General features: G+C 45.7%; 20 protein-coding genes. 12 read left to right on the top strand and 8 right to left on the bottom strand.

Going from position 1 to position 23,916, the window contains the following annotated elements; translation table 11 throughout:
• Positions 1–46: 46 nt before the first annotated feature.
• The 4 genes from bfr (J3U75_RS05445) to J3U75_RS05460 all read right to left on the bottom strand — a co-directional run bounded on the left by bfr (J3U75_RS05445) (position 47) and on the right by J3U75_RS05460 (position 4,523).
• Positions 47–520: a bacterioferritin gene (bfr, locus tag J3U75_RS05445; RefSeq protein ID WP_267390919.1), complete on the bottom strand. Its 474-nt coding sequence runs from the start codon at positions 518–520 to the stop codon at positions 47–49.
• A gap of 10 nt (positions 521–530) precedes the next feature.
• Complete coding sequence (gene bfr / locus J3U75_RS05450) at positions 531–995, bottom strand: bacterioferritin (protein WP_267390920.1); 465 nt, start codon at positions 993–995, stop codon at positions 531–533.
• Positions 996–2,028: 1,033 nt separating this feature from the next.
• Positions 2,029–2,922 (bottom strand): SDR family oxidoreductase, encoded by an 894-nt coding sequence (locus tag J3U75_RS05455; RefSeq protein WP_267390921.1) that lies wholly within the window; start codon positions 2,920–2,922, stop codon positions 2,029–2,031.
• A gap of 230 nt (positions 2,923–3,152) precedes the next feature.
• Positions 3,153–4,523 carry an OmpP1/FadL family transporter gene (locus J3U75_RS05460; RefSeq protein WP_267390922.1) on the bottom strand — a complete coding sequence of 457 codons (1,371 nt, stop codon included), beginning with the start codon at positions 4,521–4,523 and terminating at the stop codon, positions 3,153–3,155.
• Positions 4,524–5,294: 771 nt separating this feature from the next.
• Between J3U75_RS05460 and J3U75_RS05465 the strand changes: the two genes are divergently transcribed.
• The 10 genes from J3U75_RS05465 (at position 5,295) to J3U75_RS05510 (ending at position 15,681) form a co-directional block, all read left to right on the top strand.
• Positions 5,295–5,819 carry a hypothetical protein gene (locus J3U75_RS05465; RefSeq protein ID WP_267390923.1) on the top strand — a complete coding sequence of 175 codons (525 nt, stop codon included), beginning with the start codon at positions 5,295–5,297 and terminating at the stop codon, positions 5,817–5,819.
• An 89-nt stretch (positions 5,820–5,908) separates the two neighbouring features.
• Positions 5,909–6,988, top strand: a complete 1,080-nt coding sequence (apbC, locus tag J3U75_RS05470) for an iron-sulfur cluster carrier protein ApbC (RefSeq protein WP_267390924.1) — start codon at positions 5,909–5,911, stop codon at positions 6,986–6,988.
• 157 nt (positions 6,989–7,145) lie between these two features.
• On the top strand, positions 7,146–8,873 hold the full coding sequence (locus J3U75_RS05475; RefSeq protein WP_267390925.1) for a biotin--[acetyl-CoA-carboxylase] ligase: 1,728 nt from the start codon (positions 7,146–7,148) through the stop codon (positions 8,871–8,873).
• A complete protein-coding gene (locus J3U75_RS05480; RefSeq protein ID WP_267390926.1) occupies positions 8,870–9,658 on the top strand; it encodes an SPOR domain-containing protein in 789 nt (262 codons plus the stop codon). Before J3U75_RS05475 ends, J3U75_RS05480 begins: the two co-directional genes overlap by 4 nt.
• Before the next feature lie 25 nt (positions 9,659–9,683).
• Entirely contained in the window at positions 9,684–11,159 is a 1,476-nt protein-coding gene (locus tag J3U75_RS05485; RefSeq protein ID WP_267390927.1) for a lipopolysaccharide biosynthesis protein, read from the top strand.
• The gene (locus J3U75_RS05490) at positions 11,156–11,911 is read left to right on the top strand and encodes a glycosyltransferase family 32 protein (RefSeq protein ID WP_267390928.1); all 756 of its coding nucleotides are present in this window, start codon (positions 11,156–11,158) and stop codon (positions 11,909–11,911) included. The genes J3U75_RS05485 and J3U75_RS05490 overlap by 4 nt, the downstream gene beginning before the upstream one ends.
• Positions 11,908–12,984, top strand: a complete 1,077-nt coding sequence (locus J3U75_RS05495; protein ID WP_267390929.1) for a stealth family protein — start codon at positions 11,908–11,910, stop codon at positions 12,982–12,984. Before J3U75_RS05490 ends, J3U75_RS05495 begins: the two co-directional genes overlap by 4 nt.
• A gap of 152 nt (positions 12,985–13,136) precedes the next feature.
• Complete coding sequence (locus J3U75_RS05500; RefSeq protein ID WP_267390930.1) at positions 13,137–13,958, top strand: glycosyltransferase; 822 nt, start codon at positions 13,137–13,139, stop codon at positions 13,956–13,958.
• Positions 13,959–13,968: 10 nt separating this feature from the next.
• Positions 13,969–15,207, top strand: coding sequence for an exopolysaccharide biosynthesis polyprenyl glycosylphosphotransferase (locus J3U75_RS05505; RefSeq protein ID WP_100141067.1), 1,239 nt, complete (start codon positions 13,969–13,971; stop codon positions 15,205–15,207).
• A 120-nt stretch (positions 15,208–15,327) separates the two neighbouring features.
• Complete coding sequence (locus tag J3U75_RS05510) at positions 15,328–15,681, top strand: VOC family protein (protein ID WP_267390931.1); 354 nt, start codon at positions 15,328–15,330, stop codon at positions 15,679–15,681.
• A gap of 308 nt (positions 15,682–15,989) precedes the next feature.
• On the opposite strand, the gene J3U75_RS05515 is transcribed toward J3U75_RS05510, so the two are convergent.
• The 3 genes from J3U75_RS05515 to J3U75_RS05525 form a co-directional block, all read right to left on the bottom strand.
• Positions 15,990–16,163, bottom strand: coding sequence for a hypothetical protein (locus tag J3U75_RS05515; protein ID WP_267390932.1), 174 nt, complete (start codon positions 16,161–16,163; stop codon positions 15,990–15,992).
• 138 nt (positions 16,164–16,301) lie between these two features.
• Positions 16,302–18,089: an ATP-binding protein gene (locus J3U75_RS05520; protein WP_267390933.1), complete on the bottom strand. Its 1,788-nt coding sequence runs from the start codon at positions 18,087–18,089 to the stop codon at positions 16,302–16,304.
• 5 nt (positions 18,090–18,094) lie between these two features.
• On the bottom strand, positions 18,095–19,264 hold the full coding sequence (locus J3U75_RS05525) for an SIR2 family protein (protein ID WP_267390934.1): 1,170 nt from the start codon (positions 19,262–19,264) through the stop codon (positions 18,095–18,097).
• Positions 19,265–20,277: 1,013 nt separating this feature from the next.
• Here J3U75_RS05525 and galE point away from each other — a divergent pair.
• A complete protein-coding gene (gene galE, locus J3U75_RS05530; RefSeq protein ID WP_267390935.1) occupies positions 20,278–21,306 on the top strand; it encodes a UDP-glucose 4-epimerase GalE in 1,029 nt (342 codons plus the stop codon).
• A 398-nt stretch (positions 21,307–21,704) separates the two neighbouring features.
• Positions 21,705–23,156 (top strand): metalloprotease TldD, encoded by a 1,452-nt coding sequence (gene tldD / locus J3U75_RS05535; RefSeq protein ID WP_267390936.1) that lies wholly within the window; start codon positions 21,705–21,707, stop codon positions 23,154–23,156.
• A gap of 75 nt (positions 23,157–23,231) precedes the next feature.
• Here tldD and J3U75_RS05540 read toward each other — a convergent pair whose 3' ends face one another.
• Positions 23,232–23,900 (bottom strand): IS1595 family transposase, encoded by a 669-nt coding sequence (locus J3U75_RS05540; protein WP_100156625.1) that lies wholly within the window; start codon positions 23,898–23,900, stop codon positions 23,232–23,234.
• Positions 23,901–23,916 lie beyond the last annotated feature (16 nt).

Consider the following 23,916-nt stretch of genomic DNA (forward strand, 5'->3'; position numbering starts at 1 on the left):
GCACTTGTGAACAAGTGCTGTTATCCTGTTTGTTCACTGGAATCGCTCAATCTGTTACTGCCGCAGACTGCGCAAAATTATTCAATCCAACTTCTTTAATCAGATCAAGCTGCGTACCCAGCCAGTCCAAATATTCCTCATTCACCGCTTTTTGCTGTTCAAGCAAATCACGTGACACAAAATCCAGCTGGTTTTCACACACAGCTATGGCATCAGCCAGAGCAATGTGTTTGGCCTGCTCTGCCCGTTGGTCACACTGCAGAATCTCAGTAATATTCTCACCCACCAGAATTTTGCCGTACTCCTGTAGATTCGGCAGACCTTCCAGAAGCAAGATACGTTCAATCAGCGCGTCTGCGCTCTTCATATCGCGAATCGAATGCTTATATAAAGTCTCACCCAGCTCGTTGAAACCCCAGTTGCGCAGAATACGAGCATGCAGAAAATATTGATTGATGGAAACCAACAACAAACCCAGATTTTTATTCAATGCCTGAATGGCCAAACGATCTCCCTGCATATCGTTCTCCTTACAGCTGGCTTTGCAGATAATTGGGCAAGCCCATCACCTCAATTTGGCGCAATTGTTGTTCTAACCAGTGTGCATGGTCTTCTTCCGTATCTTTCAGCTGAGCCACCAGAAACTGACGCGTCACATAATCCTGCTCCTGCTCACATAGCTTAATCGCATCTTTTAAATTCTGGCGCACGCTTAGCTCTGTAGCCAGATCATTTTCCAGCATGCTGACTACATCCGTGCCCACATTAATCGCATCCGGTACCATTTCCGGTTTGCCGTTCAGCATCAGAATACGGTGAATAAACTGGTGCGCATGGTCGGTTTCTTCCTGCATCTCATGGTCTATACGCTGAAACAGCTTCATATAGCCCATATCTTCATACATCCGCGAATGGGCAAAATACTGGTCACGTGCGGCCAGCTCTCCTGCCAGTAAACGGTTTAAACATTCCAATACAACCTTTTTACCTTCCATGTTTGCATCCTTTTTACTCAAAACTGCTGCATCTTACTTACCAAGCAGTTGTGATGAATCACTAAACCACTACCGGCCTGACGCGACAAGCATCAAGCGCAGATAACCATTTAATGAAAAATTATGTCTGTTATTTTTCTACCCGTGAGCAGCGTATTTGTCTTGCTTCTTAAGCAAAAAACCACTGTCGGATAGTAACTTATACGTAGAGGATAAATATCCTGAACCAATATTTTCTGCAGTCTGGGGTTGCAGGCTAAAATTAACCTGCAACCCTTTTCCCCCTTGAACAGTTGCACTAAATCAGGTGTTAAAATTACATTACCCTAACCAATACAACTGTTTGGGCTTATCATAACATTAAATATCATGACTATTTTTAATCTAAATAAGAGTAATTTTCATAATAATTAATTGAAAAAATCAAAATTAACAGAAAAATTCCATAAAAACATAGTATTAAAACAATAATGGTTATCACACTTTATTAGAATCATTCAACTAAACCATCACAGACGGCAAATTTATAATAAAATTTATATAAATTAACATAATTTCACCATTAGTCTGCATCCTTAGCGGCCAAAATATACAGAATCAACAAGCAATTAGCGTAAAACATAACCATTTTCATTCCGTCCAGCTCTATACCTCAGCCAGCCTTTTATTTCGGCAGGAAATCTAGGCACCCTCTCCTGAACACAGCTTGCAGCGCGTCCTGCTGACACATGCTTCTTTCTTATCCAGTACATAAGTGAATTGCGGCAAAAAGGAAATATCACTACTGCTTCTTCACTCCCAATTTATCCTCCGCGATGCAAAATATCATTTTTTTATCTATTGTATGAAAAAAACAAAAATGAGAAATATAAATATTACAAATAAATATTTTTATGCACCAATAGCGAAACAAATATGGTTTTTGCTCACAGAAAAAATAAAAATCCGCACTGAAACTCATTTTACTGCCGGTATTACACCGGTACAGAAACCGAATTTCAGTACGGATTTATTAGAAAAACAACAAAATGTCTTACAGCAAAATACCGCCGGTCACACCATACACCTGAGCGGTTACATAGCTGGATTCATCCGACATCAGGAAAACATAAGTTGAAGCCAGTTCGGCAGGTTGGCCGGCACGGCCAAGAATAGATTCGCTCTGACCAAATTTTGGAATGGCTTCAGGCGGCTGACCGCCGGTAATTTCCAGAGCAGTCCAGATAGGGCCGGGAGCCACAGAATTCACGCGAATTCCTTTAGCTGCTACCTGTTTAGCAAGACCCTGCGTAAACGCTACAATAGCGGCCTTTGTAGAGGCATAATCTATCAGATTCGGGCTGGGTTCATAAGCCTGTACAGAGCTGGTGGTCACAATAGTGGCACCGGCAGGCAAATGCGGCATTGCAGCCTGAATCACCCAAAAAAGAGAGAAAACATTAATTTCGAATGTTTTTTTTAACTGTTCCGTACTGATATCACAAAACCGCTCAACAGCCGTCTGCTTACCAGCCACCAAAGTCAGACCATCCAGACCGCCTAACTGCTGATGCGTTTTTTCTACTAACTGTTTGCAGAAATGCTCGTCACTTAAGTCACCCGGCAGGCACACAACCTTACGGCCGGCTTCCTGTACCAGTGCTGCAACCTGTTTAGCATCCTCTTCTTCTTCCGGCAGATAATTAATCGCCAGATCCGCACCTTCACGCGCATACGCAATGGCAGCAGCACGACCAATACCGGAATCGGCACCCGTTACCAAAATCTTGCGTCCACACAAACGGCCATGACCTTCATAGCTTTTTTCACCACAATCAGGTACAGGGTCCATTCTGCTTTGCAGGCCGGGCGCTGGCTGACGTTGTTTGGCATAATCCTGATGGTAGTACTTGGTTTTAGGATCTTGTAAACCTTCTTGATGCTTCATGATACATCTCCTTGTTTAACAATGCTTTATCCAGATGGAACAGCAAAACCATCATACGACAGATTATGAAACAGAAAAGAAAACTACTTGTAATTTATGTCAATATTCTAGTTAAAATTTATTAATCTCAATGGCTTGAGAACGAAAAGACAAATCATGCAAAACTACTGGGCAAAACAAATGCAGGACAGTACCTATACTGTCCTGCATGTATACTGCCTAGGCTGATATCAGAAGCGATGCGTATACGAAACACCAGCGATATGTGCATGCGAACGGTAATCCGCCTCTCCACGCACATTACTCGACACGTGTGCCCCATCATCCTGCTGATTCATTCGCGTATGCTGGATATGCAGATAGGCATACGACACCGCCACCGTATCCTTTTTATTTACATCATATTTAGCACCGGCGCCAAACAGCCAGCGATTACCATCTGGAATAGTAGACAGGCGTGTAGACGAACTGCGTACCGGCGACTGATCATAATTCACACCAAAACGCCATTGCAGGCGTGGGGTTTGCTGATAGGAAGCCCCTACACCAACTGCATAGGTATCACGCCAGTTGGTCGCAATATGCGTGGTATGCGAAGTGGCACCATGTACCGGATCAATCGCCTTATCATTTTCAAAATTGATATCCAGCTCATGCAGGCGTGAAGAGCGCGTCCAGCTCACATTACCAAATAGATTCCATTGTGGATTCACTTTCCACATCCCGTGCACCGATACCACTTCAGGCGTGGTAATTTGTACCTGCGCCCCTTCCAGCTCTTTAAAACCAAACTGCGCAAACAGTGGCGCATACTGTTTTGCATACTTTCCTACCGGCTGCCAGCGCGCTGTACCATGCAAATGCTGATTAATCTTAGAACGATAGCTCACACCCACCCGCACATCATCATTCACATCCCATAGCCAGCCCGCATTGAAACCATAGCCCCAGTCATTACCTTTTACCGTAGCACGTGCATCAAATGCTCCTGGCGCCCGCTGATGCAGCATCGCTGGAGGAATTTTAGTCTGCGCACTGCCTACCGGCGTAAAATCAGCGTATTTCTGCACTTCTGCATGGAGATACTGCGCGATCAGCCCCACACCCAGCGAATGCCGGTCATTGATTTTAAAAGCCACAGCCGGATTGATATCCAGCGCCTTCACATTGGTTTTATTCACGTTATAGCGCAGCACCGAAGCGGAACTATCATTGGTTCTGGCCGCATACGGTATATAAACACCCAGCCCCACACCCCATCGTTCATTCAGCCGATGAGAAAAATACAGCTGCGGCACCAACTGAGCCGTATTGGCAATATTACCGTGTGCCGGACCACTGACAGCAGAGCCATCCGAAAACGTTCCTCGCGCATTCTTATATTTAATATCCGGTTTAATCACAAACAGATTAGTATCAATCTGCGTACCCTCCACATGCACCAAGCCAGCCGGATTACTAACAATCGTCGTAGCATCGGCAGCTTCAGCCGCTGCCGCATTACCGGCTGCTACCGACGTCACCGACTGCAAACCCAAATGATATCCGGAAGCCAAAACTGGAGAACTCAAAACTGCGGCACTGATCACAACAGCGCTCATTTCAAACACAACTGGCAAACGTCTTGTCATTATGTCTTTTCTCAAAAAGCAGAAAATAAAAAAGACCTTTTCAAAAGGTCAAAATCAAAAATAAAAATTCGAGTGTTTATTCTAACCCAAAAAAACTTTCATTGCCGTTTACCGTCCTTACAATTATTCAGATAAATTAAATTGCTTATATCTGAATATAATTATTTTTTACCCTAAATGCATAATAAATCCCACTTTTATTCAGAAACACAACTGAAAATCAATATCTTTCATCATTCTAAAATATCTCTCTATCCCAATCACAAATGAATAAAAAATAACAGGCACCACCCATTCCATTGATAGAAAATATCAGAACGCCATATAATTGCTTTATTCAGCCTTCTATTGAAATATAGATGCTCCGCTTCATCCGCCGGCCTCTGGCTCTGTCTGGCAGCCGCTGTAGGCAAACCAACACTTACCGCGTACAGAATAAATATTTACTGGTCATGCATTCATGTATAAAACCTGCTTTGGTTGCACTGCTTCCACGGCTACGTACACCGCTTCTGCTTTTGCCCGACTTTGCAATCATTAAATATTTTTTATACATAACATCCAGCAAATAAGCGGCATCAATCAGCCATACTTTCTACCTCTTTGCATTCGTTTTTTATCCAGCTTGTAACAACATCTGCTGGTTTTCTCAGTAGAAACAACTACCAGACAGCCATTTACAGCACCATACAGCAATGGTTACACTGTCGCATTATTATCTGTTCTCATGGTAAGACAACAATGTTTCAACGCTTGAAACGCACCTGGCCGTTAATGCTGCTCTGGCTGGATTTGATTTACAGTTTCATCCTGAATATTGGTGCCAGCGTCTCACTAGAACAAACACCTGTATCGGGCAACAGCTTACCCCTATCACCGGATATTGCCTTCAGCTGGCTACAGGTCATCGCCAACGGCGGCATGGTACTGACTCTTAGCTTCGCCTTCATCGTTCTGCTGCAACTTAACCGCGCCATGCAGCAGCATCAGTTCTGGCCGCTCACACCGGTCCGCATTGCCGCTTTACTGATTGTGCTCGCGTTTAGCCTGCCCGCATGGTGGCAATGGCTATGGGCAGGATGGGCACTGGCACACGGGCAAATGGTTGTAGAATGGCACAATTTGCGCTACCTCATCGTTTCCATTCTCTTGCTTTATCCTGCCTATCTTTGCCTGCGCTTAATGTGGATACGCAACCGGCAACATACCTGCAAGCCAGATTCTGGTCATATCATTAGTCCTGATCAAATGCCGCCATCAGCCTAAATTCCGGTTTCCGCCCGCCCCATTAACCAGTTCATAGGCCAATATAGGGTAAAATATGCGCCAGAAATTCAGCAGCGGATTTAAATTGCATGGACACACAATCCCTTACCACCCTGATTAACAGCATCACCCTGCCAGACAGCAACCGGACACTCGGCAGTGAACAAGCTGTCCGCAACATTATCATCGACAACGACGGCATCCACCTTGAGCTCGTCTTTCCCTATCCAGTTGCCCACCTCATTCACGAGCTGCAACAGCGCATCGATCACGCCATCACCGCCAAATTCGGCGACAAGCCCCTGTTCGTAAAGGTACAGCTGGACATCGGCACACATAAAGTTCAGCCCGGCGTCCAAACCATCGCCGGCGTTAAAAACATCATTGCCGTCGCTTCCGGCAAAGGCGGCGTCGGCAAATCCACCACCAGTGCCAATCTGGCTGTAGCTTTAAGCCGCATGGGCGCACGCGTTGGCGTGCTTGATGCCGACATTTACGGTCCCAGCCAGCCAACCATGTTTGGCGTTGCCGGACAAGAACCGCGTCAGCATCAGGGTAAAATGATACCGATCATGGCTACGGGTGAGATTCAGGTAATGTCCGTCGGTTTTCTCGTCGATACCGATCAGGCCGTCATCTGGCGTGGCCCTATGGTCAGTCAGGCTTTACAGCAGCTCCTGTTTCAAAGCCAATGGGATGATGTAGACTACCTAATTATTGACCTGCCGCCCGGTACCGGCGACATCCAGCTAACACTGGCACAGAAAATACCCGTAACCGGCGCCGTCGTCGTCACAACACCTCAGGATGTAGCCTTAATTGACGCACGCAAAGCCGTCAACATGTTTCAGAAAGTTAACATTCCCATTTTCGGCGTACTCGAAAACATGTCCGTCCATATCTGCTCCCACTGCGGACATGCCGAACCCGTATTTGGACACAACGGCGGCAAGGAACTGGCACACAACCTCGGTGTTCCCCTGCTTGGCCAATTACCACTTACCTTATCCGTCCGCGAAGCCATGGATAACGGTCAGGCCTACGCATTAGCAGAGCAAAATCCGCAAATTGCTGCCCTGTACCAGCAGGCAGCATGGCAGCTGGTACAGGCATTGGCCGATCAGGGCAAAGACTATAGCCAGCGTTTTCCAAAAATCGTGGTCGAATAAACCGCAGAAAAAGATACTTTCACCAAACCATGCGATAATATTCACATTGATTTTGAACACACAGCCACTAATAAATCCTGCTTGCATCCGGCCATGCAGCAGACCAGCCCCTTAAACCAAACCATTGTTATCAGCAAAACAATGGCCATGCCATTTTATGAACACACCGTTTTGGCCTTTACTGGCCCTGCTTGCCGATGGTCTGGCGCATGAAGTACAGACACTGGCAAAAACCCTGAACTGCAAAATACCCCAGCTCAACGCAGCTTGGCAGGAAATGCCTGCCCATATCCAAAGTCTTCTGCGTCAGCGCAATGGCGTCTGGCAGCTTACCAAAACACTGGCATTGATACCCGAAAACACCTTCAATCACTGCGCGCGCCAGTACGGCTTTGAACCGCATCTGCTGGCTCAGACCACCTCCACCAACACCATTCTGCTGGAACAGGTACGCCACGCACCCATAGACAGCCCACCACAAATCTATCTGGCCTACGAACAAACAGCCGGACGCGGCCGTCAGGGCAAAGCATGGCAAAATCGCATTGGCGAATGCCTGATGTTTAGCCTGAGCTGGACATTCCAGCGCCCACAAGCCGAACTTGGCGGACTGGCACTTATCGTAGCAGTGGCCATCTCCCAGACCCTGCGCGAACTCGGCATCCCCGCTCAAATTAAATGGCCCAATGACCTGATGCTGGACAACAGCAAACTTGGCGGCATCCTGATTGAAACCGTCAGTCATCAGCAACAAACCACCGCTGTTATCGGCATTGGCCTCAATTTCAGCATCCCCGATCAGGTTGGCACCGCCACCGCCATCCTGTCCCTGCTACCTCAGGCACAAGTCAGCCGAATTTTTCAGGGCATTCTTGCCAAACTGGCTCAATTTCTGCCCCGCTTCAATCAGCATGGGCTCAGCCCATTTCTGGCTGATTACAATCAATTACACCGCGATCAGGGACGGCTGGTACATCTGCTGACAGGCGGCCGCACCCTAGCCGAAGGCACTGTCAGCGGCATCGCTTCTTCCGGTGCTCTGTTGCTACAAACTGCCAACGGAGAACAAAGTTTTGTCAATGGCGAAATCAGCCTGCGCCCAGGTGCAGCAGCTACCGAAACCAAAAACGCCACCCAAAAACGCTGCCTGCTACTGGATGCAGGCAACAGCAAGCTTAAATGGGCATGGGTAGAAAACGGCTGCATACTCAGCTATGGCAAAGCCGCCTATTATGATCTGCAACCCCTCATACAAGACTGGGCCAGACAGGGCTGCGGCACAGAACGCATCATCGGCTGCGCAGTCTGTGGAGAAGCTCGCCAGCAGCAAATTGCCGCCATTCTGCCACAACCGGTACTGTGGCTGCCTTCCATGCCTGAAGCCCTCGGTATCTGCAATCATTACCGCAATCCTGCCGAACACGGCGCCGACCGTTGGTTTAATCTCATCGGCAGCCGGCGATACACCAGACAGGCATGTGTTGTGGTCAGCTGTGGCACAGCTGTCACAGTTGACGCTCTTACCGACACCAATCATTACCTCGGCGGCAGCATCCTGCCGGGATTTCATCTGATGAAAGAAGCATTATCCAGACGTACCGCCAACCTCAACCGCCCGCTCGGCAAAGCCTATGCTTTCGCCACCACCACCCCAAATGCTATGGCCAGCGGCATCATGGATGCCGTCTGCGGCGCCATCGTCCTCATGCATGAGCGCCTGCAACAGAAAATCGGCACTGGCAAACCGGTTGACATCATCATCACCGGCGGTGGAGCCAATAAAGTAGCACAGGCCTTACCCGATACATTTGTCTTAGACAACCGCATTGAAATTGTGGATAATTTAGTGCTTTACGGTTTACTCAACTGGGTTGAATACGCATGAAATGGCTGTTTGCAATCTTGGTAGCATTAAATATCATCGTTTTCGGCAGCATGATAGCCGGCAAACTGGTACACGGTATTTCAGCTTCTCCCGCTGCGTCCAGCGCCACCAGCGCTGCCACTGATACCATCGCACCGGCCAGCCCCGACATCAGCGTGCGCCGTGCTACCGATACAACAGCCGCTGCCGGCAGCGCTGTACCTGCTGCGAAAGCTGCCAGCAAGACCGAAACCACCACTGCCGGCAAACAGAAAATCGACACGGCCGACAACTCCGACAAAACTACCGCTGCACCAGCCAGCACCTGTACCGCCACCGTTACCCTCCCCGAAGACGACTTTCATCGCATCAAAGGCTTGCTCAACCACTGGCCGTTTACCACCAGCCGCTTCATAGAACAAGTAAACGCACAGGCTCGAACCCGTACCACACCCGCACCCACCCGTTACATGGTAGCGCTTTCATCCAGTGGCGATAGCACCACTCGTGCCCGTCTTCAGGAGCAGGGCTTCGACTATGGCATCAATCAGGGCAGAGTCAGCTTAGGTGTATTCAACCGGAGGGAAGATGCGGAAGGATTGATGGCACGCGCTAAAATGCAAGGATTCAGTGATGCCTTCATTACCACATTGGGTGGCAGTAGCGACAGTGATTCAGGCAACACCCCCACAAGCATAGCCAAAATGCGCGTTGTATTCAGCGGCGTAGACAACTCAGCCATGAACGACATCAACGCCATTACCGGCCGCTACGGCCGCATGCAGCGCAGCGGTAACTGTCACTAAGCCGGCACTATACATTAGAGGCTTCATGAGCACCCGTGCCGTAATCCTGAAAAACATCTCTGCCAACCTCCTGCTGCAACTGATCACCGCACTGGGCGGCTTTATCCTGCCGCCCCTGATTGTCGTAACCTACGGCTCAGCCACCAACGGCATGCTCGCATCCGTTAAACAGTTCATCGCCTACCTCACCTTGCTGGAGGCAGGCATCGGGGCCGCCGCCATCGTCGCCCTGTATCAGGCCCTTACTGCCCATGACAACCAGCTACGCAACCACATCCTTGCCGCAGCCCATCATTTTTACCGGATTTCAGGTAGCCTGTTTGCCGTCGCCCTAGTAGTACTGGCCACCCTGTTTGCATGGCTCACCCGCCATGAAATCAGCGCCAACCTGACCTTTTGCATCGTACTGGTCATGGGTGCCGTCAACATCCTTGATTTCTTCTTTTTCGGCAGCTACCGCGCCCTCCTTACCGCAGACCAGAAAACCTACATCATCTCCGGCATACAAGCAGTCAGCATTCTCGCCAACATCGCCGTCTGCTACTGGCTCATCCGCGCCGGTTACAGCATCCTGAGCGTACAGACAGCATCTGCCCTGATACAAGCTGCAAAATTCCTCCTCTACCGCCGTTATGTCCGCCATCACTACTCCGGCCTAAACCAGCACTACGACAAACACCATCCCTACCACCTGCAACAAACCTGGGACGCCCTCACCCATCAGCTCACCGGCCTGCTTATCTTCAGCTCGCCACTGGTACTCATTTCACTTTTCCTGTCCCTAAAAGACGCCAGTATTTACGCCGTTTATGCCCTCATTTTCGGCGCCATCAAAATGGCATTGCAATCCTTGTCACAAGGCATGCAGGCCATATTCGGCCATAGCCTCAGCACCAATCCCGCACAGACCCGCCACAACTTCTGCCGCTATAATCGCCTCTTCATGTGCTTTCTCGGCTGGGTCTACACCTGCACTGGCCTACTGCTGGCACCGTTTATCCAGCTTTACACCCACAACATGACCGATGCCAATTACCACCAGCCCGTACTTGCCATCCTATTTCTATTTGTCGGCATCATCGAAAACAGCCGAATTCCAGCCATGACCATCATCATGGCCGCCGGCCGCTACAAAGCCACCAAACTACAAGCCCTGCTTGAAGCAGGTATCAACATCACCTGTTCCCTGTGTTTTATCCAGATATGGGGCAGCGCCGGCATCCTACTGGCCGCACTCATCTCATTTCTGTACCGCAGCACCGAAATGCTCCATTACAGCTGCCGCCATATCCTCTCCCTGTCCTTCAGCCGTCCACTCATATTATGGCTGGTTATATTCATCACCATCGCCGTAGCCATCAGCATCGGCTGGCAGCCCATTAGTAGCATCAGCGTGCACAACTATCTCGACTGGATTAAACTGAGCCTCATCACCGGCCTGATTGCAGCCTTACCCTTCAGCTTCCTCCTATTGCTCATTTACCGCCGGCCCGTCCAATGATACCCAAACTCATACACTACTGCTGGTTCGGTCCACAGCCATTACCCACCACCACCCAGCGCTATCTGCACAGCTGGCGCCAGTATCTGCCCGACTACAAGCTCCAGCTGTGGAACGAACAAAACTTTGACTATCAGGCCAATCCCTACGCACGCGCTGCCTATGCCGCCGGCAAATACGCTTTCGTCGCCGACGTGTGCCGCATTCAAGCACTGTATCAGCAAGGTGGTATCTATCTGGATACCGACGTCCAAATGGTGGCCTCATTCGACCCATTCCTGCATCACCACTGCTTCACCGGCTTCGAACAAGGCATGAATCCCTACACCCGCCAGCTCACCTGCAACCCGCAGGCCGGCGTAATGGGATGTGAGGCCGGCAGCGCCTTGATGCACGACATCTGGCAACAATACCAGCAGCTCGAATTCAACCCACAGCAGCTCATCACCATCAACCAAATATTCAAACAGCTATACCAGCAGCACGGCATCATCCTCAACAACCAGATGCAGGAAATTCCAGACTACGTCTGCGTCTATCCCAGCGACTACTTCATGGCCAAAAACGCCTATACCCATGAACTAAACCGCACCAGCAACACAGTCTGTATCCATCACTACGATGGCAGCTGGCTCAGCGACAGCAAACATACCGACCAGATCAAACGCCTTCTACTCAGCCTACTGCGCACCACCCTCGGCGCCAGCAACAGTCAAAAACTCATCGCCCTGCTCAAACGGAAACTTCGATGAACACCAGCTCAGACCATACCCCAATTGACTTCGTCCTGCCTTGGGTAGATGGCGGCGATCCCGCATGGCTGGCCGAAAAAAACCGCTGGCTGCCACAGCATCAGGGGCACAGCGACGCCGTCAGCAACAACCGCTATCAAGATTTCGGCACCGTGCGCTACGTTTTACGTTCAATTGAGCAAAACTGCCCGTGGTATCACAAAATCTATCTGATTACCGCCAACCAGCGCCCAAACTGGCTACAAACCAACCACCCAAAAATCGAAATCGTCAGCCATCAGCAGCTTTTTATCAGACCCCGGCACCTGCCCGTATTCAACTCATCTGCCATCGAGATGAATCTGGTCAATCTCAAAGGCCTGAGCGAGCACTTCGTCTACCTCAATGACGATACTGTCATCCTTCGTCCCACCCCGCGCGAGCGCCTATTTCAGCACGGCCTGCCCGTCGACTTCCTTTGCCATGGCTGGCTCAAGCGCGGAGCCCTTTTCAGCCGTCTGCGTGGCCAAAACAGCTGGGTAGATGCCCTCAACAACAACATCCGCCTCATCAACCGTCAATTTCAGCCAGCCAGCCTCAGCAAACAACAGCTTTTCGCCAGCAGCTACAGCCTGCGTGAAAAAATTAGCAACATCCTGCTCAAATATTTTTACCGTCATTACTTCTGGTTTGCTCACTGGCATCTACCCCAGCCCTATACCCGCCATACCCTGCAAGAAGTCTACCAGCACTTCGCCCCCGAAATTCTGGCCAGCACGGCCAACCGCTTCCGTGCTCCAAACGACCTCACTATCTACCTCAACCGTTACTGGCAACTGGCCAGCGGTGCTTTCATCCCGCACAAATATAACGATGGGTACGTACGCAACATCAGCAATCTTGCCGATCTTAACCATGCCATCGACCACTTGCATCAGCATCCCGAAATCCGCTTTGTCTGCCTCAACGACACCTGCACCAGCCAAAACAGCAACGAAGTAGCTCAGCTTATCCACGCTCAGCACACCTTCTACCAGCACTACCTCCCCAACCCAGCCTCATTCGAACTGAACAATAGCCAGACCCAGCTTTAACAGACACAAATGTAAAAAAATCAATACCAATCCTTGATTTTTCAGCACAACCCCACAGCACCCAGCAGGCAGCAGTCACCAGACAACATTGTTGCGATATAATAAACAAATCTTGACAAACCACCGGCATACCTGCCACTGCTGCCAAGCCAATGAATACGCAACCCTTTTCCGTCTTGCTCTCACTGTATGCACAGGAACAGCCACACTGGCTCAGTGCCTGTTTTGACAGCCTGTGCACGCAGAGCATACAGGCAGAAGAAATCATCGTCGTACTCGACGGCCCCATCGGCAGCAACCTGCAACAGGTACTCAGCCAATACCAAACCCGCCTGCCCCTGCACATCATCCCGCTGCCTCAGCATGTTGGCCTTGGCCACGCCCTCAATGCCGGCCTCGAATACTGTCAGCATGAATGGATTATGCGCATGGATACGGACGACATCTGTGCACCCGAGCGCTTTGCCCGCCAGTGGGCATACATCCAACAGCACCCCGATATCGCCTTCTTCAGCGGCCAGATAGCAGAATTCAACACCACCCCTGAACACACCAGCACCGTGCGACAGGTACCCCTTAGCAACAATGCCATCAGACACTATGCTCAATGGCGAAACCCCATTAACCACATGGCTGTTGCCTACCGCAAGAGCGCCGTACTTGCCGTAGGCGGCTACCAGCACCACCAGTGGATGGAAGACTACAACCTGTGGCTGCGCTTGCTTGCCGCCGGCTATCAGGCTGCCAACCTACCCGAAATCCTCGTTTACGCCCGTGCTGGCCACAACATGCATGCACGCCGGCGCGGACTGAGCTACCTCAGCAGCGAATGGCAACTGCTGTGCCTTAAACGCCGCCTCCGCAGCCAGCCCCTGCTGCCAGCACTCAGCTGTTTTGCCCTGCGCGGCAGTAGCCGTCTATTGCCTACCAGCATGCTCACCCACCTCTACCAACATTTGCGCCTGAATAAATAAACCCACTATCATGCGAAGTTTACTTTCCTATAAAAGCCGCCTCTTTTTCGGTTCCCTGCTGGTCATGCTACTCCCTCTGGCCATCATGGAGCCCATCAAAGGCTTCTCACAAGGCCGAGCCGCCTTCATCACCAGCATCATCCTTGCCGGTATCGCCCACCTACTCAACACAAAATCTCTGTCCGTATTCAGCAACTTTCCCGGCCGCAAATCCGCCGTTATCGCCCTGCCACATACTTTCTTCTGGTTTTTCGGCATGTGGATGGCAGCCAAATTCTTCAACCTGCCCTACACCGTATGGTTCCTATTCATGGCCGGCTGCCTATCCCTCTTCCTGTGCATCGCCTACATCTACTACCGCAACAAATTTATCACCACCTATGCCTATTTACCCTACGGCCGCGCCATTAACGCAGATCAGCTACCCAACGTTAATTGGATCAAACTCACCAGCCCAGATCTCCCCGTAGCCACAAATATCAACGGCATCGTAGCCGACTTGCACGAACCCGAGCTTGACCACCATTGGCAAAAATTTCTCGCCAGCCAGACCCTCGCCGGCATGCCCGTATACAATATTCGTCAAGTAGAAGAATTCCTTACCGGCCGCGTTAAAATTCATCATCTGTACGAAAACGACCTAGGTTCACTCCTACCCTCACCAACCTATGTACTGATAAAACGCTTAGCCGATATTCTACTTATTCTTCTGTCTTGTCCCATTACCTTACCAGTAATGCTTGTCACAGCCATCGCCATCAAACTTGAAAGCCCCGGTAGCGTTCTTTTTCGGCAAAACCGTGTCGGCCGCGGTGGCCATGAATTCTGCATATACAAATTCCGCAGCATGTGCAGCGATTCCGAAAAAAATGGTGCCCAGATGGCGCAACTAGGCGATAGCCGCGTTACCCGCATCGGCCATATCATCCGCAAAACCCGCATCGACGAATTGCCCCAGTTCTGGAACATTCTCAAAGGCGACATGAGCCTCATCGGCCCCCGCCCCGAACAAAAAATATTTGTCGACCGGTTTATTCAAGAAATTCCCTTTTACGACTACCGCCACATCGTCAAACCTGGCATCTCCGGCTGGGCTCAGGTCACACAGGGCTATGCCGCCGACACCGAACAAACCCAAATAAAAATCGAGCATGATTTTTACTACATCAAACACTTTTCCTTTTCACTCGACATTCTTATCTTCTTTAAAACCCTCAAAACCATGCTCACCGGCTTCGGAGCTCGTTGATCAAACAAAATATAAAATGCCATCCATCAACTTTATATTCTAGATAATCAAAATTAAGAAAATTAATTTTTATCACTAGAAGGAAACAAAAAATGTTTAAACCTAATAGCGTCATTGTTTATGTCAAAAAATGTTGATATTAGTACAGAATTTTACACAAAAATACTAGGGCGTCCTTCTATTAATACTTATCCTGGCTTCGCTGTATTTTTATTGAAAGATAATTTTATTTTAGGGCTACAAGAGGCTGATAAAATAACGCCAAAGGCACCCAATCATTACGGTGGTTTTGAGTTGTCATTTAATGATGTAACAAAAAATGATGTAGATGAAATTTATTCGACATGGAAGAAATTAAACGTCAGAATTGAACTTGAACCACAAATGCTCGATTTCGGATACACATTTGTAGGAAATGATCCAGATGGTCATCGACTTCGTGTTTGTGCTACCGACACTTCAAAGTTTGAATAAAAATTATCTTAAGAAATTAAAACAATGGGGGATTCATTATGTAGCCATCATTTATTAAGCAGATAACTTGGTATTCAGACTGCCCGCCATTCTATTAAGCGAACCGGTATCGCCGCACGTTCCGGCAACAACTTACTCATCATTTAAGAATTGACTATAAATCGGCTTTCAACAAAGATGTCTCTTTTAAAATGATGTTATTTGCTAATTCCATGCTGAAATACCTGCTGCACCTGCTCCGAAGACAGACCCAGCGCATGTTAGAAACATCTTAGCTTTACCATCACCCATTTCCCAGCTATACCACATTACCATCCACGAATAAATAACATATAAGTACCTGACAATCCCAACTCACCACTACCCTTCACTACGAACAAACGGAAGAAATCAAAAACAAGGGCTACGCCAACGAATTTCTGTCTTAGAAAACGACGTAGAAAACCTTTAAGAACTGACATATTTTGCCTTTCCGTTTTCATATAACTTCCTTATGGAATAACACGAAGTTGACAAACCTGCATACGAAATGCCTGTTATCAAACCACCCACCAGCGACTGACACTGAAAAGAACTATGATATTTTCCTTTGTTATGAAACCATTAGCTTTTTTTGATTTTTATTCGTTTAAATTAATCTTCCATAATTCTTCTAAATCTACATCATCACTGAGTGGACGGTATTTCTTTTCAAGAGGGTCAACTTTCAAAATCATAGGCAAATCAAACGCTGTTCCTGTGACCACGCAACATCCCTTAGCCAAACAAGGTATTCGCATCTTGGAATTTTTGTCTAAAGTACTAATGGTATTATCCAGTAGCATCAGGTCTTTTTCATTGACTAGACGGTGAATAAAAAAATTATGAATTTGTGAAACAATAGTAGGAGAAATATCAGCAGGTCGCTGACTAGCAAGTGTTAAAAAAACACCATATTTGCGTCCTTCTTTAATGATTTCCTCAAATAATTCCAACCGGTAATCTTTCCATAACTCATGCTCACGAGTTGATTGTTCCGACAGAATGTTATGGGCTTCATCAATGATAAAATGCAGTGTTTTATTTGGTGGACTGATGTTAGCTTCTGAGTCTTTATGCTTGCTGTATAAATTCTTGGCAATTAATAATGGCAAAATTTTTTTTATTTCATTATTACACTTTCTTAAAGAAATGACGTGCAAAAGAGGTTGTGATTGTGAATCCGGCACAATTTTCAGCACTTTTTGGAACGTTGATAATGATGCCTCAGCTCGGATTATTAGTGGCTGAATATGCTCGTACTGTGCTTTTACATAAACAATATCTGAACAAAAGCGTAGATAACATCTTAATAAAAGTTCATCGAACTCATCTATTTTTTCTAAATTGTCTATGGAATCAATAATTGGAGATAAGAGTTTTTCATAAGAATTCCCTTCAGAATTTAAATAATAGCACCAATCTTCTTCTTGAATCCTAAAAACCCCTGTAGGACTGAAATACTCTATGTTGTTTAGTTTCTTTTGTAGATCGCTATCTCCAATCTTCTGTGCAATCTCACGACATATATCTAGTGCATTGGGTTTTGCTTGTGGAGTAGTAAAAACGCTTCTAAAAACTATTGCCAAATAATCTTTTAATGATTTATCTTTGTATTTTTTTCTACCATTAATTACTCGCCGTAAAAATGGCTTCTGTGTATTTGTAGTAGCTTTAAACAAAAGGCTGAGTATTTCCTCATCCCAAAAATGTTCGTTATTAATAGGGAATTTATCTTCCTCTTTTCTGGTGTTTAAAATAGTAATCAGCTTTTCTTTAGTGGGAATAATTTGGTTTTTAGTATATTCCCCATTGAAATCAATGATAACAAACTGACTTTTCTCTTTAATAGCACTTTTTTTCTCATTAAAAAGTGTAGTGTATAGTTTTGTTAAGGTATTTGATTTACCACTTCCTGTGTTACCGAAAATACCAATGTGGCTATTGAATATACGCATCCATGGTAAGTTAATAGGAATATCCTCTTTAAGCGTATTACCAATTGAAAAATTGCTACAATCCTCTATTCCATAGATTTTACCAACCATGTTTTCACTCAATAAATAAGCTTTATCTAAAATCATAGGCATGTATTTAACGCCTTCGTAAAACTTATTATTCATAATATAGCCTAATGGGCGCATTTCTACTTTTCGAATATACTGAATTTTTTCTAAATCAGAATCAAAGGTTTTTTCATCTAGATATTCACCTTCAATAATACCCACGATATCGATAAATCCACGTTGGATAGATATATGCTCGCCGAGTGAAACTCCACGATACTTCACACCATTATAAAATATCGTTTCCTGATTGGAATCTTTAAAAATTCGCAGTGTTATACGCACGCCACTAACAGCAATTACTTCTCCTACAGTGATACTCATCGCTTTTACTCGTTATTTTGTGTTTTCATCACATTTGAATCATCCAGATTTTCCGAATTATTCATCCCCTTTGAACTAATCGAGAGAACAGATTCATTAAACTTAGAAAAATCTAGTTTATTTATATCATTATTCGGCCCTATAACATTTACATTTCGCCACAATTTAAATGCTTCTTCCATATTATTTCTACTTTTAGAACTATAGCAGCAGATAAAGGTTTGGAGCTGTGGGTTGGAAAGCGAACGCTGTATAAGTTTAAGAATGTGTTCATCTGCAAATGAAAAACCGAAAGTAATAAGTATTGAATTTGGTTTTTCCAGTTCGTAGCTTAAAAATCTGAGCATCTGATAATAATGTTCATCAAAAACAGTCTCATAAAACTTCCATTTGGTTGGATTCACAATAGGAAGCTGATTATATTTTTCCCAGAATTTGTTTATTTCTTCGTTATTCAAATCTATAGCAAAAATATTTTCACTTTTATTATTTTCATTTGCTAGATAATCCGAAAAAGCTTCAAGTTTGTTTTGAATTGAGTTATCCAAAAAATTTTCAAATCGTTTAGTGTAATTAACTTCAATTTTATCTTCAATTTTACTCCAATATACTGAACCATGTAGATGAATAATATTCAGTTGAGGAATGCCATAATTACTACGCTCAAAAATTCCTATTTGGGATTGAAAAGTATTAAAATTTCTAGGATGTAGAATTTTCTTATGAAATCCTGCAGTACCATCATTTATTACAAATTCATGAACGTCCTTAAATAACATCGTATCAGCCACATGAGATAAACAACCATCATAATTTGTAGTAAATATGTTTATTTTGCGATATGGCTCTTTACTGCGGTCTAGTAAGCTCAAGAGAGTATGCAAAAAATTTTTATAGTTTTGAAGGTTTTTGTCTTCTGAATCTGAGTGCTTACCACTAAAATCAAAAGACTGGACCGGATAAATGCATGTTTGGTAATAATGCATAAACAATGTAGTAAATATTTCACGGCAATCATTAAATTTATTTGCTAGAGTTTCTATTGTTTCCTGACTCCCATCACCATCTTTGATTTTGAGATAAAGAGTTGGAAACAAGTCTGCCGATGCCCCTGAACCTAGTAGTATATTGATGTTTTTATTATAAATATCAATTGGATTTATTTTTTCACACATTCTACTTCCCTTTAAAAATTTTTTGTCACATTGCTTTAATCATTTTTACGCTTACATTAATCAATTGATAGTTATACATTAACATTGATATTGTTGTATATCCGATTAATCAATAATAAATAATCTATATAGATTCTAGTCAATCTAACAAAATAAGCCGTACAACAAAAAATAATTTTTTATTGTTAAAACAACTATCAAACAATTATATTCTAATTCAAACCAATTTTGATAAGATATACAGATTATTTTAATAAATGTTAGTTGACATCAAGAAATAATATTTTTTTTTGGCATAACTAATTTTTCTCTTTGTGTCATCTACACTCATATGATTGGTCAGCTTTTTTTATTTTTCTTTGGCTGAAAATTCTATCCATTGTTGTGTGAAGTATATCTGATAGTTTTTCACCATAGAATTATTTAGAATCGGTTTATTCAGTTGGTTAGATGTTTTGCTAACCGTTGTATGTTATTTAACTTAAACCCAGTCCGTTTTTTATCTTGTTTAAGCATAGATTTAAACTATCAAATATGCCATAGTTTTTTTCACTTGATATTTTTTTGAACATTGGAAATGTCCGCCAACCCTTCACTGTCAAATTTGACGATGATTTTTTTATTTTACTACCGCTGAGATCCAAATCTTTATAGATGGTCAAAATAGGTGTGAATTCTTCGAATTCAGCTATTTTGGGAACTATACTGCCTTTGACTATTCAATCATGCGGAAGTTTTTCAATTTTAACACTAGGCAAATCCTGATTTTTTCTAGTAGTAAAATACCAGCATTGCTTACCAATATAAGCTGCTTGCCTATGCAGCTAAAAGGGAATTTATACCAATATTTCCTAAGCCAGCATATTCAGCCCATCCAACTTTACACATTGCAGCTATAATTACAGACTTGTGCTGACATAACTTAATAATTTAAATATAGGGCTTATCAGGTGATGTGTACTGCCTGATTTTTGTTAATTTTATTATTTTGTTTCCATTATTACGGATGATATATGGCCATTTTGGTAACAGGTGGGGCTGGTTTTATTGGCTCTCACACTACAGTTCAGTTGTTAAATGCCGGCCACGATGTGGTTATTATTGATAATTTGTGCAACGCTTCAAGTGTAGTTTTAGAGCGTATCAAGCAGATTACTGGCAAAGAAGTCACGTTTTATCAGGGGGATATTCGTGATCGTGGTTTGCTGCAACAGATTTTTGCTCAGCACAGAATTGAAAATGTTCTGCATTTTGCCGGTCTGAAAGCGGTGGGCGAAAGTGTGCGCGAGCCTCTGAAATATTATGATAATAATGTCAGCGGCAGTTTGATTCTGGCTGAAGAAATGGCTAAAGCCAGTGTATTTAATCTGGTATTCAGCTCTTCGGCTACGATTTACGGTACGCCGGCTACTGTACCTATTGATGAATGTGCAGCTACCGGCGGCACAACTAACCCTTATGGTACGTCGAAGTATATGGTGGAACGGATGCTGATGGATATTCAGGCAGCCGATGCACGCTGGAGTGTGACGCTGCTGCGTTATTTTAATCCGGTGGGTGCGCATGAATCGGGACTGATGGGTGAAGACCCGAACGGAATTCCGAATAATCTATTGCCTTATATCTGTCAGGTAGCGGTAGGTAAGCTGGCTCAGTTGTCGGTATTTGGTGACGATTATGAGACGGCGGATGGCACAGGGGTGCGCGATTACATTCATGTGATGGATCTGGCTGATGGCCATTTATCTGCTATGCGCGCTACTGCAAATCGCTCCGGTGTACATATTTACAATCTGGGTACGGGACAGGGCTATTCGGTGCTGGAGATTGTACGTGCTTTTGAAGCAGCCAGTGGACAAAAAATCCCTTATCAGATTGTGCCACGTCGCGCGGGCGATATTGCTGTGTGTTTTGCCAACCCTGAACGTGCGGCGCAGGAGCTGGGCTGGCAGGCACAGCGTGATCTCGCCTGTATGATGGCGGATGCATGGCGCTGGCAACAGCAAAATCCGCAAGGCTATGGGGTTGATGCTGTAGCTTGACTACCTAAACTATGTTTAAAATATGTTTAAAACACCAGACCCACTGATTATGCAGTGGGTCTGGTGTTTTCGGTTTTTGAGTTTTGATGCAAAATTTAACGCTAATCGCTAAGCCGCTCCTGAGATAAAGTTGAAAGATGCTTGAGGTCTTCACCGGTTAACTATTGCTAACTAACTGGTGATGCTTATTATAATATAATGAGAATTATTATCAATAACAATTTTTGTTTTTACATATTGTTTTTGTATCACGAGCATAAAATGCTGCTTGTGTTTGAGGGTGGTAGCTGGCATTTACCCAGACACTTCTTGTTTTCGGTATAATTGCCCACAGTTATTTTGTGTTTAAACCCTTTCTCTGTTTGTGCTTTTTGTCACAATTCTATCTGTTATCACACATGCCTATTTCTACTCCAACCTCTCAACTTGTACATCAACAGTTACTGGCCGATAACGAGCTGGCTGTAGCTGACTTTACTCATGCGCTGTCGTTGATGAGCGCACATCATATTGATTATGCCGATATCTACTGTCAACGCAGTACTTATGAAAGCTGGCATTTGGAAGAAGGCATGGTGAAGTCGGGCAGTTTTCAGATTGAGCAGGGTGTGGGGGTACGTGCAGTCAGCGGAGAAAAAACGGCGTTTGCTTATGCAGATAATCTAAACGTGCAGGCGTTAACCGATGCGGCGCAGGCGGTACGGGCAATTGGTCAGGCTGGCCAGCAACGCTCAGTTGGCTTGCAAACGCGAAATCTGGCCAAGCCGCTGTACGGAATGGCTAATCCGATGCTGAGCTTGGATGCGGCTGCGAAAGTAGCTTTATTGCAGCGGGTAGAAACACTGGCTAAAGCTGCGGATCCGCGCATTGTGCAGGTGATGGCTGGTCTGGTATGTGAACATGAGCTGATTTATCTGGCGCGGCTGGATGGCCGGATACACACTGACGTCCGTCCGCTGGTGCGTTTGTCGGTTACGGTGATTGCGAAGCAGGGTGAACGGCGTGAACAAGGCAGTAGCGGTGGAGGTGGCCGCTTTGATCTGGGCTATTTCGATGAGGCCAAAGTTAAAGAGTATGTGGATATTGCTGTGGCACAGGCGCTGACCAATCTGGAAGCACGGCCGGCTCCGGCCGGTTCGATGACGGTGATATTGGGCAACGGCTGGCCGGGTGTGCTGCTGCATGAGGCAGTTGGACATGGTCTGGAAGGTGATTTTAACCGCAAAGGCACCAGTGCCTTTGCTGGCCGTCTGGGTGAGCGGGTAGCGGCCAAAGGCGTAACGGTGGTGGATCAGGGTAATATAGCTGAGCGCCGTGGTTCGCTGAATATGGATGATGAGGGCAATGCCACCCAGCGCACAGTACTGATTGAAGATGGTATTTTATGTGGCTATTTACAGGATGAAACCAATGCTCGTCTGATGGGTGTACCCGTTACCGGTAATGGCCGCCGTGAAAACTATGCTTCGGCACCGATGCCACGCATGACCAATACTTATATGGAAAATGGTGTGCTTAATCCAGAAGAAATTCTTGCTTCTGTGGATAAAGGTTTGTATGCGGTGAATTTTGGGGGCGGGCAAGTTGATATTACCAGTGGCAAATTTGTTTTCAGTGCTTCAGAAGCTTGGTGGGTTGAAAATGGTAAGCTGCAGTATCCGGTAAAAGGTGCCACCATTATCGGCAGTGGACCTGAAGTTTTGAAACATGTGAGTATGATTGGTAATGACAGCCGTTTGGACAGTGGTGTAGGTGTGTGCGGTAAAGACGGACAAAGTGTGCCGGTAGGGGTGGGACAACCAACGCTACGCATTGATGCCGGCCTAACTGTGGGCGGCAGCCAGACCTGAACGGAGTAAAACTGGCAAATCATAGCGGGCACCATTTGGTGCCCATTTTTGTTTTTAGCAGGCTGTAGTGTAGTTTTATAATGGATTACGTGTGAATTCTTTTAGCAACAGAGTGCTCAGATTTTCATGACGGTTGTTGAATCGGAATTCACACTCTTTCAGGTGCAAATAATATTTATCTACATTTATTCCGTTGAACATCGCTAGCCGCCGTGTCACAAAAGACCAGAAGGCAGCAATCTGATGGATTTTTTCTTCATGCGCCAACAGGCTTTCGTCGCTATGATGCAGGCGGGCTCGTTTATTTTCTTCGACGTCAATCAGCATATCATACGGATACCAACTGCGTGCAGGCTGCACGGTACGAATATCTCGCTTACCTCGAATTACCTCCTGTAGCATTAGGCGATACCGTTCGGGGATAATTTCTACATGGACTTTGTCATTACGCCACAATAGTCCACACACAAAATTTTTATCCGCGATGCCGTCGTGGTTGTCACTGAACGGTTGAATGTAATCATCAGTGATAGTCATGTCAAAATCTACAGGCGAATCCATAGCAGTGAGCAACACGATGCGGCTGCGCAGTTTATACATTAGTTTATTGACACTAATTCGGCTCACGTCACTTAACTGAGCAATCTTTGATGCAGGTAAATCTTCTACAAACAAACGTATAATATGGCGAAATTTTGCCTCATTTATGTGAGCATGATAGTAATATTTGTTAAATACTTTCATAACACTACTTTACCAT

Origin of the sequence: Snodgrassella sp. B3088, assembly GCF_026535815.1 — a bacterium.
Taxonomy (GTDB): Bacteria; Pseudomonadota; Gammaproteobacteria; order Burkholderiales; family Neisseriaceae; genus Snodgrassella; species Snodgrassella alvi_E.